Origin of the sequence: Pseudomonas sp. B21-031, assembly GCF_024748985.1 — a bacterium.
Classification (GTDB): Bacteria; Pseudomonadota; Gammaproteobacteria; order Pseudomonadales; family Pseudomonadaceae; genus Aquipseudomonas; species Aquipseudomonas kermanshahensis.
The window spans coordinates 3,118,638-3,131,636 of sequence record NZ_CP087181.1 but is presented as its reverse complement, the minus strand read 5'-3'; the positions used below and the strand labels follow the sequence as shown (position 1 = coordinate 3,131,636).

Genomic DNA, 12,999 nt, shown 5'->3' with positions numbered 1-12,999 from the left:
GGAGCACTTCATGGGCAGCGATAACTCCAAATTCAGCGCACCGTCTGCCGGTAAACGGCATAAGTGGACCCTTGCCGCGTACAAATACATGGCGCGCAAGCGGCTCGCACGTAATTCTGCCATCGACCTGAAAAGCATCGCGTCAAAAAGCTGGGATATCGCGCCTGGTGAAACAACAGTTTCTCCACCCGCCTTCTATTTGCCCAATCAGCTGGAGCGGGTGACGGGGTGGGAGGCAAAGCGCTTCTACCCCTACGTGCATCCCGCCCGCACGATGGAGGGTGGGCTCAGCGTGGCGCAGGGCCCTACACGCGGGTACCTGATCAAGGACGTGTGGTTGATCGATGGCGCGCTCTACAAAGGCAAGGCCAGCCACTGGTTGTCGTTGAAACCGAGCACCTTCCCGCGGGTTGTGGTGGAGCACGAGATCGAGCGCGCGGCCATCTACTGCACGCAAAATGGCAACTCCTGGTTTGGCACTTGGTTGATGGAAGACTGTGTCACCTATGCCCTGGCCTGCAACGAGGGCGTACCGGTGACGACTGCGCCCTCTGCGCGCTACCCACTGTTTACCCAGGCGCCGGCCTATGAAGGCTGGCTGGGCATGAAGCCCCTACGTTTACGCAGTGCGTTTTTCCGTGAGTTGGTGCTGTTCGACGACCAGAGCAATAACCAAAGCCGCCACTTGCGCTACCGGGCCATGGGCGAAAAGCTGCTGTCGCATGTGCCCCACGAACCACACCCTGGTGTGTTCATATTGCGTGGTGGCGACGGCGACTTGCGCTTCCTGCGCAATGAAATGGCCGTAGCAGAGCACCTGCGCACGCACAGGGGCTTTCGCATTGTCGACCCGCTGAAAACCGACGTGCCGAGCATTATCGCGGCGTGCGCGGGCGCCAGAGTGGTGGCCGGGGTCGAAGGTAGTCAGCTGGTACATGGCGTGAACGTGCTGCAGGCCGGCGGCTCAGTGTTGACGTTGCAGCCACCGAACCGTTTTGTCAGCTATTACAAATACCTGACAGACCGTGATCAGCAGCACTTTGGCTTTGTGGTGGGCATGCCGGAAGGCGATGGGTTCAGGATCGACATTGATGAGGTGGAGCGCACCCTGGATTTGATGCCGGTGTAGCAACCTGTTAAGCCTCAGCTAAAAGCGCCAGATTTCGTTCGTAAGGCCAACCATTAGCATTTGGTTTCTCAGCGATGAAACGCAAGGGCTTGCTTCCTTCACGTCGTCGATTGATCAGCAACCACGATAGCGCCAGCCGCCGGGGTCTCCTGTGCGGCCTCTATCGTAGAAAAGTTCGCTATATCAGCGCCTTACACTTAATTGATCCTTATCTGGCAATACCTACAAACGCCTGCAGTTTATGTGTGACGGCATTTTGACGAAGCCACCCCTTGCTCATTGAATTTTATTATGGTGTCGGATCATTGACGTAGTGTCATTGTGCCCATAAGCTCAAATCAACAGCGAGGAAGTCTCCCGCTAAACCCACCAATAAATATTTTTATTATCCTCTTTATAGGAGGGGGTTATGCGCTCGACACTGTTCATTAAATCAATCTTCTTGTTGGTGCTTTTAAGTGGCGCAGCGCGCGCTGCTGATTCGTATGTCAATCAAAACAGTGTCATTCCTGTCGCAACGGCAGGGTGGTTCTTCGCGTTTGCAGTGATCGGTTTTGTTGCCGTTGCCAATAGAAGAAAGATTTAAACATTCTTGCGTGGCAAGGGTAATAGGGGGCTTTAACAGTTGATCAATTACGGGGCTTTTTTGGGCTGTCGGTAAATTGACGTCTGAGGTTTGTTGTTGATGGCTTCGCAGCTGCTGACAGCTTGTCAATTTTCCAACTGTTGCTATATTCCATTGGCGACTCATCGCCATTAGCCGTAGGGTGTCGCAGCGGGCGGGTCAGGCAGGGTGTCGAGGTGTCAAGGTACAGGGCCTCCAGGAAGGTTGAGGCCATCGCAGCAAGCAGTGCGGTTGCGAAGTGGAGCGAGAGTTGGTGTGCCGTTCTCATTCAGTGCTCTTTGTCAGGCCAGTAGGCCGGAGGGACCCTCATGGTACGTTCATTGTGTTCCGCTTTTTGCGTGCTGATGCTGTGGTCTGGTACCGGCAACGCGGTCGAAAATAGCGCAGCTGCAGCTGCTTATCGGCTCAGCCCTGGCGATGTGGTGATGGTGTCCGTCTGGCAAGAGGAGAGCCTGCGTCAAGAAGCCACTGTGCTACCCGATGGCAGTATCACCTTCCCCTTGGCAGGGCGGATCGATGTCGCCGGCCTTGATGTCACGGCCGTTGAAAAACAGGTCGCTGCCAAACTCGAAAAATTCCTCCCCGACCCGAACGTCAGCGTTGTCGTCAAAAGCATCGCCGGCAACCTCGTGTACGTGCAGGGCAAAGTGATCAAGCCAGGGCCCGTACAAATGGCGGGCCCCACGGCCGTATTGCAGGCCTTGAGCATGTCGGGTGGTTTGGACAAATTCGCTGACGAAAGCGACATCAAGGTGGTTCGCGGCCAGGGGGCTTCCCAACGGATTCTGCCCGTGAGATATAAGGACCTGGTTTCCGGGCGTGACATGTCCACCAACATTCAACTTCAGGCTGGCGATACGCTGGTCGTTCCTTGATCTTGCCTTAATAAGAACACTTAATGCCTCTTCTTAGAACAACTAGCATTGCAACGGCAATCATGGTCTTGCCGTTTACGGACGCGGTCCAGGCAGCAAATTGGCAGTCATCGGTGGTGGTACCGACCTCGGTCGAATACGACAGCAACCCGTTGTTGCTGTCGTCTGAAGAAAAGGGTGTGACGCGCACCATCATTGCGCCCGACTACACCCTTGTCGGTACCTTCGACCGCGACGAATTACGGTTGGGGCTTGGCATGCATGTGTTGCGTTCTTCAGACACGGACATCGTCGACGACCGCGAAGACCCCAATGTAAGCCTGGGCTGGCAACGCGACACCGAGAAAGGGCGTTTTGGCCTGGTGGCCCAATACAACGAAAGCTCTACGTTGTCTGGCATTGTCCAAGACACCGGTGTGGTGACCACCGACGGCACGCAGAAGCTGTATACGCTGGCAGGCAATTGGAGCAGTGCCATCACCGCGCGCAGCACGTTGTCCAACGAAACCAAGTACAGCCGAGCGCGATACGACATCAACACGCTGACCGGCTACAACGAGCTTGGCAACGTGACGACCTGGACCTACGCCTGGAACGAGCGGGCCGATGTGTATACCCGGTTTGGGGTAAGGCGCTACGAGCCCGAACAGGACCTTACTGCGACCGCCTCGAACAGCTACACCCCAGCAGTTGGGGTGAAGTATCAGTTTTCCGAGCGGCTGAGTGCCGATGCGCACGTCGGCGTCAACCAGGTGTCCGGCTCTGAAGGCGGTCGGCGCGGGGAGGGCGGGGCTTCGCTGCTGTATACCGGGGTGCGTTCCGACCTCAGTTTGAGTGCCGAACGCAGCACGGTCGCCAGCGCGGAGGGTGGTTTTGCCGAGCTTGACATGGTGCGCGGTATCTTCAGTTACGCGGTCAACGAGCTGACCCGTGTCGGCGCCGATGCCACCTGGCAAGACAGCAAAGGGCAAACCCCCAACACACTGCAAATGTACAGTGTCTGGGCCAGCCGGGAATTTTCGCCTTTTTGGGATCTGCGCCTATCGTTGATGTACAAGGAGCGGCGGCAGGACGATGCACCCACTGCGGACGCAACAATTGTTGGTTTGACGTTGACGTATAGGTACCCCGACCTCTGAACTTCAGCCTGGTGGCCTTTATGAAGTCTGACTACGAGCTTTCCCTTAAAGATTACATCGCCATCATCAAGGATAGGGCCCTGTTATTAGGGATCAGTATCGTAGTCATTCTTGCCGCGACCGTGGTGGTCGCGGTCAGCGTGCCACCGATCTATCAGTCCACCGGGACCATTCTGGTGGAGTCGCAACAGATTTCCCCCGAGCTGGTGTCGGCGAACAACAACAGCTTTGCCGATGAGCGCATCGAGGTTATTCGCCAGCGCGTCATGACCCGCGAGAACCTGCTGCGGATCATCGACAAGTACAGCCTGTTCGCAGACAAGCGGCTTAGCGAAAGTGACAAGATCGACCAGATGCGCAATGCCATCGTGGTCGCTACCCTCAGCACGTTCGTCAGAGGGCGGGGTGAGGCCACGGTCGCGTTCAATGTGTCCTTCGAGCACAAGCAAGCGCAGGTGGCCAAAGATGTCGCCAACGAACTGGTGACACTGTTCCTCAACGAAAACCTCAAGCAGCGCACCGAGCGCGCCAACGAAACCACCGAATTCCTGACCCAGGAAGCCAACAAGCTGGGTGCCGAGCTTGCCAGCCTGGAGAACCAGCTGGCGGACTTCAAGCAAGCCCACGCCAATGCCTTGCCTGAGCACCAGTCGCTGCGCATGAGCATGCTGTCGCGCTCGGAGCTGGAGTTCCGGGAGGTCGACCGCGATTACAAGACCGCGCAAGAGGAACTGCGTTACCTGGAGCTTGAACTGTCGGCGGCCAATGCCGGCTTGACCACCAAGGCTGACGGTACCCGGCCGTCCAGTGTCGACCAGCCACAAGACCTGCCCAGCCTCAAGGCTGAGTACGCCCGGCTGCTGACCAAGTACAAGGACGCGCACCCGGACGTGGTTGCGGTCAAACGCAAGATCGATGCCCTGCAGGCCAGCGGCGGCGGCAGCAAGGCTGCGTCGTCGGTCAGCCTGGATGTGGCGCGGGTGCGTGCGCGGATTGGCGCGGCCCAGGAGCGCATCACCTCACTGGCGGAGCAAAAGCGTGAGTTGGTGAAGAAAATGGAAGGCTACGAGGCGGAGATTCTTGAAGCCCCGCAAGTGGAGCGTGGCCTGGTCACCTTGATGCGCGACCACGACAACGCGCGCAAGAAGTACGAAGAAATCCGCGCCAAGGAAATGGGCGCGAAAATTACCGAAAGCCTGGAACAGGAAAACAAGGCAGAGCGTTTTGTGCTGCTGGAGCCACCGCTGCTGCCTGAGAAGCCGATCAAACCCAACCGCAAGAAGATCGCCGCCCTGGGCCTGGTGTTGGCACCGGCAGGCGGTGGCGCGTTGGTGATGTTGCTGGAAATGCTCAATCAGCGGGTACGGGGTGTAGGGGCGCTAGAGAGCGTGTTGGGCAAGCGTGTGCTGGTGACGGTGCCCTTCATCACCACCCAGGCGGAACTGGCAAAGCGTAAGCGCTGGCGCAACCTGCTGATCCTGGCGGTGCTTGTGCTGATTGCTATGATGGTAGTGCTGGTGCACGTGTTCTACATGCCGTTGGATGTGTTGCTGTTCAAGGCTATGGCGCGGTTTGAATAGGGAAAGCAGTGATGGACAGGATCAAGCCGGTAGTTGGCAATGGTATTCATCAAGTTTCTCCAGGTGCTGCCCAGGCACCGCAAACCGCCCACGGGGCGGAACCTCCAGAAGTGCCAGGGCAATTCGATTACGTGAAGACCAAGGTGGTGCCGTTGCGTGCGGAGCACCTTGAGCGCAATCGGATTGTCGCGTTCAACAAGAACTCGAACATGAGTGGGCCGATCGACCTGTTGCGCACACAGGTGCTGCAGGCCATGGAGGAAAACGGCTGGCGTACCTTGGCCATCACCTCGCCAACGCCCGAGGCGGGCAAGACGGTGCTGGCGATCAACCTGGCCATGAGCATCGCGCACCACACGACCAAGACGGCGCTGTTGGTGGACTTCGACCTGCGTCGCCCCAAGGTCGGCAGCAGCCTGGGTTTGCCGATGGAAAAGGCCCTCAACGAGTTGCTGTCTGACCAGGCCGGGCTGGAAGAGGTGCTGGTCAACCCGACCTTGCCGCGTTTTGTCGTGCTGCCGACGCGGGTGCCTATTCCGATGTCTACCGAAATGCTGTCGTCCCCTAGGGTGAACAACCTGATCAGCGACTTGCGCAGCCGCTATGAGTCGCGCATCTGTATCTTCGATTTGCCGCCGTTGCTGAGCTCGGACGATGCAATCACCGTGATGCCCAAGTTCGATTGTGTGTTGTTGGTTGTGGGCAACGGCATGAACAGCAAGCAAGAGATCGAGGAGTGCCTGCACCACCTGGCGACGGTGAACCTGATTGGCACGGTGTTGAACAAGGCGGATGAGAAGCCGCGCACCTATTACTGACTATTCTCTATCGGAGTGTAGGAGCAGCCTTGTGCTGCGAAGAGGCCGGTGAAAACATAGCGAATCTTCGCTGCTGTCACCGGCCTCTTCGCAGCACAAGGCTGCTCCTACACCCGATAGTGAATAGCCGCATGATCACGGCCGATGCCACGGGTACTGCAACTCCCATCTCCAGGCATGCGCCACGATCTGCTCCAGCGATGCATACGCTGGCCTCCAGCCCAACACACTCATCGCCTTGCCAGCATCCGCCACCAACCTGGGCGGGTCGCCCGCACGGCGGGGTGCATCGAGTGTGTGGATCTGCCGGCCCGTCACTGCGCGCGCGGTATCGATCACTTGCTGCACTGAAAAGCCCAGGCCATTGCCCAGGTTGAACGCCGTGCTGGGCCCGCCAGCGACCAGGTAGCCCACCGCCAACGCATGTGCCGAAGCCAGGTCGGCAACATGCACATAATCACGAATGCAGGTGCCATCGGCGGTGTCGTAATCCCGGCCAAACACCGTGACCGCCTCACGCCTGCCAGCGGCCGCCTGGAGGATCAACGGTATCAGGTGGGTTTCCGGCTCATGGCGCTCGCCCAGCTCCCCGTCAGGGTCAGCCCCTGCAGCGTTGAAGTAGCGCAGGCACACCGACTTCAGCCCGTAAGCACGGTCGAAGTCCTCGAGAATTTGTTCGACCATCCACTTGCTGAGCCCATAGGGGTTGATCGGTGCCTTGCCATGCGCCTCGTCGATCGGCACATACAGCGGGTTGCCGTAAACGGCAGCGCTGGAGGAAAACACCAGCCGCTTGATGCCCGCATTCACCATCGCCTGCAGCAATGTCAGGGTGGCCGCTACGTTGTTCTGGTAGTACTTGCCAGGGGCGCAAACCGACTCGCCCACCTGAATGAACGATGCGAAGTGAAAAACCGCATCGAAACGGCACTCGGCGAACAGCACATCCAGCGCCGGCTCGTCGGCAATGTCGAGCTTGGCCCACTGCACCCCAGGCCCTGGCGACACAAGGTCCGCCACCACCACATCATGGTCCGCGGCCAGCAAGTGCTTGACCATGTGCGAGCCGATATAACCTGCGCCACCGACAACCAGAAACTTCATCCGTGCCTCCTGGACTCTGCTGTTGTACAGACGCCGCGGGTCGTCCCTGAATCGAACAGGTGGGAGTATCAGCTACAGGTCTCTTGAGACTGTAGATGGCCAAATGCCCTATTTCAAGAACAGCCAGTTGGACATGTAGTGGCCATCGAAGGTGATGACATAGCGCCCGTTCTGGTACGCCACCGGCAACTCCTTGAGCTGCGCCTGTGCATCGCGCGCGAACAGTTTCAGGCCGGCCGCAGCCTGGATGGCCAGCGTGCCTTCGAAGGGTTCGACATTGAACGGTGTCTTGTCGTCGGCCTTGGGCACGGCCCGGGTGCCCAGCGAGATCAGCAGGCTGCGTGCCTGGCCCAGCGGTTTGGCATCCAGGCTCTGCACGACGACACTGGCATAAGGCGTCTTTGCCTGTACTTCGACCTGCCCAAGGTTGAGGGTTCGCCCGCCCAGCCAGCCGGTCGCCGCCTGGGTCAGGGGGGTATCGATGGTGTAGAGGCCTTGTTGCCAGTTGCGCTTGAGCTCCCCGGTATCGGTCACCGATTCGCTGGCATCAGCGGCCAGCAACGATTGGGCAGGGTCATGCAGCACCTGGGCATCGGCTGGGATGACGCTGGGTTTCAGCCAGGGCAACTCTGGCGTCGGCGGCATGGCGATCTGCAGCCTGCCTTTTTCCATGGCGGTGCGCAGCAGCGGCGAGTTGCGCGGCGTGATGTCTTGGTTGAACAAGGTGGCGGGTGTTGGCGCGAAGACGTAACGGGTGGTGGCTTGCTGCACGTCCGCACGGCGGTAGAGCAGGGCGGCCGCGGGGAGCGTGGCCAGCATGGCCGGGTCGTTGTACGCGTGCCAGTTGTCTGCCGTGCGCCAACCGCTATTGAAGGCCTGCTGGCTGTAGGCATATTGCATCATGGCGTCCCAGCCTTGGTGGCTGGCCGTGCCCGCCACATACAGGGGCAGCGAGTGGCGGTCGGGCAGGGGGAACGGTTCGGCGTTCCACTCGGTGACCGTCAGGGGCAGGCCGACGACCTGGGCCGCGGCAATCCAGTTGATCATCCCGTCGCTGGTCAGCGGGTTCTTCTCGAGCTGGCCGATGGCGCCGTAGCTGTGCGCATCGATCACATCGCCCGAGGTCAGCGCGGGCAGCGCGCTCAGGCCATTGCCACCCCAGGTGCTGGTGGTGGCAATGGGTACCTTGACGCCCAGACTGCGCAGGTGCGCAATCATGTCGACATCGAAACGGCGTTCCAGATCATTCAAGAAGAGCTTCGACGGGCCATGCTCCCAGGCGCGCCAAGTGCGGTCTGCAGGCAGGTCATTGCGCTTGGCGAAGGCGTCTGCCTGTTCCTGGTAAAGCTTGGTATGTGCGGGGACTTTTTTGTCCGGCATGAGGGCGTTGCCGTAGTGCTGGGTGATGTCGTTCTCGTTGGTGATCAAAACCGCAGCAATTGCCGGGTCGTCTTTGTAGGCAAGGCCGGTGTAGGGGTTCACATGGGTCATGTACTGCCCAATAAAGCGTTTCATGGCCTTTTGAATGCTTGGGTTCACATAGGCGTAGCCTTTAAGGTCGACCCTGGGCTCGCCCTTGAGCAGCTCATCGAAATATTCGATGTTGTCATTGGCGGTAAGGGCGCGCTGTACGTGCATGTCGAGCCAGACGTAGATGCCCTCGTCCTTGAGGCTTTTGACCCACAGGTCGATCTTGCGCAGCGACTCGGCATTGAGTTGCTGGGTATCGCGAATCAAGTTGCCGTCGCCAAACACGTTCGGGCTGACCCACGGGGAGTCGTGGTGGTGCAGCCGGACCAGGTTGAAACCCAGTGCCGACAGGCGTTTGGCCTGTTTGATGATTTCCTCGTCTGGCGTCTTGAACAGCGAGTACGCAGACAGGTTGGTGCCCCAGAAACGCACGGGGGTGTTGTCCTCGAACATCAGTTGCTCGCCGGAAGACTTTACAAAGCCGCGTTTGCCAGCCGGTTTTTCTGGCGCATTGAGAAAGGACAGGTCGACCGGCGAGGTTTGCCAGTCAAGCTGGTCATCGGGCCACTGCGCGGGGTTTTGCAGGCCAAAGCGCTCGGTGGGGGTTGGGCCCAGCTCGATATCGCCCGTCACGTTCAACGTCGCCTTGATCTGCTGCTGGCCGGCGCTGATGGGGTCTTTGTAGAAGAACGCGCGAATCTCGGCATTGCTGCCGGGCTCGAAGTACACCTTTGCCAGTGCGGGTTCGAAGCGCATCTCGATGCGCCTGCCTTGCGCATCCTTGCCCCAGGACCAGCCACGGTTGTCGGGCAACAGCACGGGGGCGCCCATCTCCCCGTTGAACAGGGCCGGGTCGAACTGGAAAACGATGCCGCCGCCCATCACGTTGGACTGCCTGCTGTGTGCGGTCAGGTCGAACGCCCAGGTCAAGGTTTGTGTTTGCGGCTTGCGGATATCTGCCGTCAGGTCGAAGTCCAGCTGCTCGTTCTTGCCCTGCAGGGTGTAGTTGTAGGGTGCATTGACCTTCATGGCGGTGTAAAAGCCAGTCCAGCTCCAGTTAGCCGCCCAGAAGTCGAACTTGGCTTTCATCACCTGCCCGCCACCGCGTGTCACGCTGGGTAGGCCGTTTTGTTCTTCGACGCTGACGACCCAGCCGGAGGCCCAGCCAGCCTGGGACATCACGGCCAGGCCAACGAACAGGGATGCCCGCATGAAGGGGCGCAAAGGCAAAAGGCTCATGGGCATCACCTGGTTTGAAGGCCGGCAGCGGGAAGGTCGCTGGCCTGGCTGGAACGGAGCCTGCGCACCCGCTGTATGTAGGCCACCCCAAGCCCCGCGACCGACCAGTACACGGTGGGGATGATAGTGATGCTGCTAACGGTGAAGATGATCACCAGAATCCCCACCAGCGTCGCCAACAGCGTCCGGCCCAGTTGCCGTTGCTCGTCATCCTTGTCGGGGAACGCGCGCATGGCCTTGCGGATGCCCAGCAACACGGTAACGAAAAACGCCACGAACAGCGCGAGCCCGACCAACCCGACCCGCAGGGCCAGGCTGACGTAGGTGTTGACGATGTCGATAATGCCTTCCCCCTGAATCATCGACTGCATTTCAGGGGTGTTACGGAAGTCGAACGAACCGAATAAGGGGTTACGTTGGATCACGATCCAGGAGTTGTCGATCAAGCGTTCCCGGTAGGTGATGTTCTCTTTTTCGATATTGCCGATGAAAGGCAACAGGTCCAGCACCTTGTCGCCCCCAGGCAGCACGGTCAGCAGCGGCAGTGCCAGTATGCCGGCAAGGGCAAGCACGGTCAGGCGCTTGATGGCCCCTTTGCCCATGGCAATGAACACCACGACGATGACCACGGCACCAATCCAGGGGCCGCGGGACAACGGCGCGAAAAGCCCTGCAGCCAGCAGCAGGGCGGCGAGCACCCGCTGCTGCTGGCTGCGCACATAGCCCTGGACGAACAGGTACAGGCCGATGGCCACACTCATCACGTAGCCCAGTGCAATTGCCTGCCCAGTGGTGGCGCTGGCGCGCAATGAGCCGCCACGGCTCAGGTAGCCGGACATGCTCCACTGCACGCCCATGGCATCGATCAGGGCGTTGTACAGCAGCCAGTGGCGGACGAACTCGGCAACGCCGATCAGTGCCAGGACGAAGGATGCCAGCACGAACGCCAGCATGGCGTCCTTGAAATCACTGATCTCCTTGAGCCCTCGGCTGGCGACGTAGTAGGGCAAGAACACATCGACATACAGGTAGAGCGCCTGGCGCAAGGTGTCGGTCAGGGTGGTTTCACGCAGGTACAGCACACTCATCAGCACCAGGCTGGCCGCCAGCAGCTTGTCGGGCCAGGTGCGGCCGAAGCGCAGGGTATCGCTTTGCCTGCTCAGGGCCAGCGCCGCCGGCAGCAGCACGCACAGCGTCAGCAGGCGAACATGGTTGAGGTCAACCAGGTAGTTGACCACGCCAAACCCAGGTATTTGCACCGAGGCTGGCGGAATCAGGAACAGCAACATGAAAAACAGCGCCATGGCATTGCGTTCGCGCCGCCCGGCGATGTACATGATCAGCCCGGCAGCGGCCACGTACACCCAGAAGCTGTGGGAGGCGAAGGCCACCAGCGTCAGGACGAACCACAGGTTACGCCGGCGCTTGAAGTCGCTGTAAGGGATGAGGTCTGTCGCCGGGCGGCGCGCCATGACAAAAACGACGCCTGCCAGAAACAGAATGACGATCAACGCACGAAAATGTTCAGGCATTGGCTAAGGACACCTTTCCCTTGGTGGGCACGGCTAGCATCATGGCTAATTGAAACTATAGTGACTTTTAGCCAATCAGTCAGAGATTGAAGTCATGCCGTCGATTGATGTGTCAGCCTCCGCGAGCCTGCGCAAGCGCGCACTGAAGGCCGGGTCATGGAACCTGGTGTCGCTGGTGGCGTCACAGGTCATGCGCCTGGGCGGCAACCTGATCATGGCCCGTTTGTTGCTGCCGGAAATGTTCGGTGTGATGGTCATCGCCACCACGGTTTCGGTACTTCTGCACTTGCTGTCCGATGTTGGCCTGCGCCAGAACATCATCCAGAGCCACCGGGGCGACGACCCCGAGTTTCTCAATACCGCCTGGACCGTCCAGATCATCCGCGGCTTCGTCCTGTTTGCCCTGACCTTGCTGTTGGCCGCCGCCTCCTGGTTCGCGCAGCTGGCCAACCTGTGGCCGGCGGACTCCACTTACGCCGCGCCTGAGCTGCCGATGGTGCTGGCGGTGACCGGCCTTTCGGCCATCATCTGGGGATTCCAATCGACCAAGATAGATGTCGCCGTACGAACTTTCCAACAGAAGCGCGTGGTATTGGTGGACCTGGCTTCGCAAGTGGTCGGTTTGATCGCGATGCTGGTGATCGGTTATTTCACCCGGTCGATCTGGTCGCTGGTGATCGCCGGCCTGGTCAGTGCCCTGGCGGGTACCTTGCTGGGGCACCTGGCGCTGGAAGGGCCGAACAACCGCCTGCAGTGGGACCGAAGTGCGCTGACCGAGCTGATCGTGTTTGGCCGCTGGATATTGCTGTCGTCGATGGTCGGCGTACTGGCCATGTACGGTGACCGGATCTGGTTTGGTGCGAGCATGACAGCGGGGCAGTTGGGGGTGTACTCGATTGCCGTGCTGATCCTCGGGTCCGTGCAGACCGGGTTGCTGAAACTGGTGGGCTCGGTAGCGCTGCCCGCCTTCAGCGAAGCCGCCCGGGAAGGTGACAAGGCACGCCTGAAGGCGCTGTACTACCGTTTCAGGTTGCTGGTCGACCTTGTGATGCTGTTTGCCTGCGGGGTGTTCCTGACCGCCAGCCCGTTGTTGATCGGCTGGATGTACGACGCGCGCTACACCGAGGCGGGTACGATTCTTGCGATTCTTTCGCTGTCGTTCTTCACCCTGCGCTATACCTTGGCACATCAGATATGGATTGCCCTGGGCCTGACGAAATACCAGGCCATGGACAACATCATCCGGCTAGTCTCGTTATGGGGGTTGTTGCCACTGCTGCTGGCCATTGGCGGTGTCGACTACGCAATCTGGGGGGTGGCCCTGCATACCTTCCCGACGCTGCTGTTGATCGTCTACGTTAACTGCAAGCTGGATATCTTCAGTGTCAAACGTGAGTTGGTGGTACTGCCGATGGTGGCCGTGGGGGCACTCTGTGGGCTGTTGGCGACCCGTTTCTTTGAGTGGCTGTGATGAGGCCAGAGGCGGGC

At 59.6% G+C, this 12,999-nt stretch carries 10 protein-coding genes; 7 read left to right on the top strand and 3 right to left on the bottom strand.

Features of this window, described 5'->3' with window-relative positions:
- Positions 1-10 precede the first annotated feature (10 nt).
- The 6 genes from LOY53_RS13675 to LOY53_RS13650 all read left to right on the top strand — a co-directional run bounded on the left by LOY53_RS13675 (position 11) and on the right by LOY53_RS13650 (position 6,166).
- Positions 11-1,129: a glycosyltransferase 61 family protein gene (locus tag LOY53_RS13675; protein WP_252824284.1), complete on the top strand. Its 1,119-nt coding sequence runs from the start codon at positions 11-13 to the stop codon at positions 1,127-1,129.
- 409 nt (positions 1,130-1,538) lie between these two features.
- Positions 1,539-1,715: an EPS-associated small membrane protein EppA gene (gene eppA / locus LOY53_RS13670; protein WP_077068395.1), complete on the top strand. Its 177-nt coding sequence runs from the start codon at positions 1,539-1,541 to the stop codon at positions 1,713-1,715.
- Between the two features lie 347 nt (positions 1,716-2,062).
- Positions 2,063-2,629 (top strand): polysaccharide biosynthesis/export family protein, encoded by a 567-nt coding sequence (locus tag LOY53_RS13665; RefSeq protein WP_252824282.1) that lies wholly within the window; start codon positions 2,063-2,065, stop codon positions 2,627-2,629.
- A 23-nt stretch (positions 2,630-2,652) separates the two neighbouring features.
- The gene (locus LOY53_RS13660; protein ID WP_258702788.1) at positions 2,653-3,768 is read left to right on the top strand and encodes a hypothetical protein; all 1,116 of its coding nucleotides are present in this window, start codon (positions 2,653-2,655) and stop codon (positions 3,766-3,768) included.
- A gap of 20 nt (positions 3,769-3,788) precedes the next feature.
- Complete coding sequence (locus LOY53_RS13655; protein WP_085273382.1) at positions 3,789-5,348, top strand: Wzz/FepE/Etk N-terminal domain-containing protein; 1,560 nt, start codon at positions 3,789-3,791, stop codon at positions 5,346-5,348.
- Positions 5,349-5,359: 11 nt separating this feature from the next.
- A complete protein-coding gene (locus tag LOY53_RS13650; protein WP_027596764.1) occupies positions 5,360-6,166 on the top strand; it encodes a CpsD/CapB family tyrosine-protein kinase in 807 nt (268 codons plus the stop codon).
- Between the two features lie 135 nt (positions 6,167-6,301).
- On the opposite strand, the gene galE is transcribed toward LOY53_RS13650, so the two are convergent.
- The 3 genes from galE to LOY53_RS13635 all read right to left on the bottom strand — a co-directional run bounded on the left by galE (position 6,302) and on the right by LOY53_RS13635 (position 11,511).
- Positions 6,302-7,270, bottom strand: a complete 969-nt coding sequence (gene galE, locus LOY53_RS13645) for a UDP-glucose 4-epimerase GalE (RefSeq protein WP_252824279.1) — start codon at positions 7,268-7,270, stop codon at positions 6,302-6,304.
- 108 nt (positions 7,271-7,378) lie between these two features.
- A complete protein-coding gene (locus LOY53_RS13640) occupies positions 7,379-9,979 on the bottom strand; it encodes a cellulase family glycosylhydrolase (protein WP_252824277.1) in 2,601 nt (866 codons plus the stop codon).
- 5 nt (positions 9,980-9,984) lie between these two features.
- Positions 9,985-11,511: an O-antigen ligase family protein gene (locus tag LOY53_RS13635; protein ID WP_258702787.1), complete on the bottom strand. Its 1,527-nt coding sequence runs from the start codon at positions 11,509-11,511 to the stop codon at positions 9,985-9,987.
- Positions 11,512-11,605: 94 nt separating this feature from the next.
- On the opposite strand from LOY53_RS13635, the gene LOY53_RS13630 reads away from it, so the two are divergent.
- Complete coding sequence (locus tag LOY53_RS13630; protein ID WP_252824273.1) at positions 11,606-12,982, top strand: oligosaccharide flippase family protein; 1,377 nt, start codon at positions 11,606-11,608, stop codon at positions 12,980-12,982.
- Positions 12,983-12,999 lie beyond the last annotated feature (17 nt).

Coding starts and splice junctions, on each gene's coding strand:
- galE (WP_252824279.1), bottom strand. CDS start 7,270: ATGAAGTTTCTGGTTGTCGGTGGCGCAGGTTATATCGGCTCGCACATG.
- LOY53_RS13650 (WP_027596764.1), top strand. CDS start 5,360: ATGGACAGGATCAAGCCGGTAGTTGGCAATGGTATTCATCAAGTTTCT.
- LOY53_RS13630 (WP_252824273.1), top strand. CDS start 11,606: ATGCCGTCGATTGATGTGTCAGCCTCCGCGAGCCTGCGCAAGCGCGCA.
- eppA (WP_077068395.1), top strand. CDS start 1,539: ATGCGCTCGACACTGTTCATTAAATCAATCTTCTTGTTGGTGCTTTTA.
- LOY53_RS13660 (WP_258702788.1), top strand. CDS start 2,653: ATGCCTCTTCTTAGAACAACTAGCATTGCAACGGCAATCATGGTCTTG.
- LOY53_RS13655 (WP_085273382.1), top strand. CDS start 3,789: ATGAAGTCTGACTACGAGCTTTCCCTTAAAGATTACATCGCCATCATC.
- LOY53_RS13640 (WP_252824277.1), bottom strand. CDS start 9,979: ATGAGCCTTTTGCCTTTGCGCCCCTTCATGCGGGCATCCCTGTTCGTT.
- LOY53_RS13665 (WP_252824282.1), top strand. CDS start 2,063: ATGGTACGTTCATTGTGTTCCGCTTTTTGCGTGCTGATGCTGTGGTCT.
- LOY53_RS13675 (WP_252824284.1), top strand. CDS start 11: ATGGGCAGCGATAACTCCAAATTCAGCGCACCGTCTGCCGGTAAACGG.
- LOY53_RS13635 (WP_258702787.1), bottom strand. CDS start 11,511: ATGCCTGAACATTTTCGTGCGTTGATCGTCATTCTGTTTCTGGCAGGC.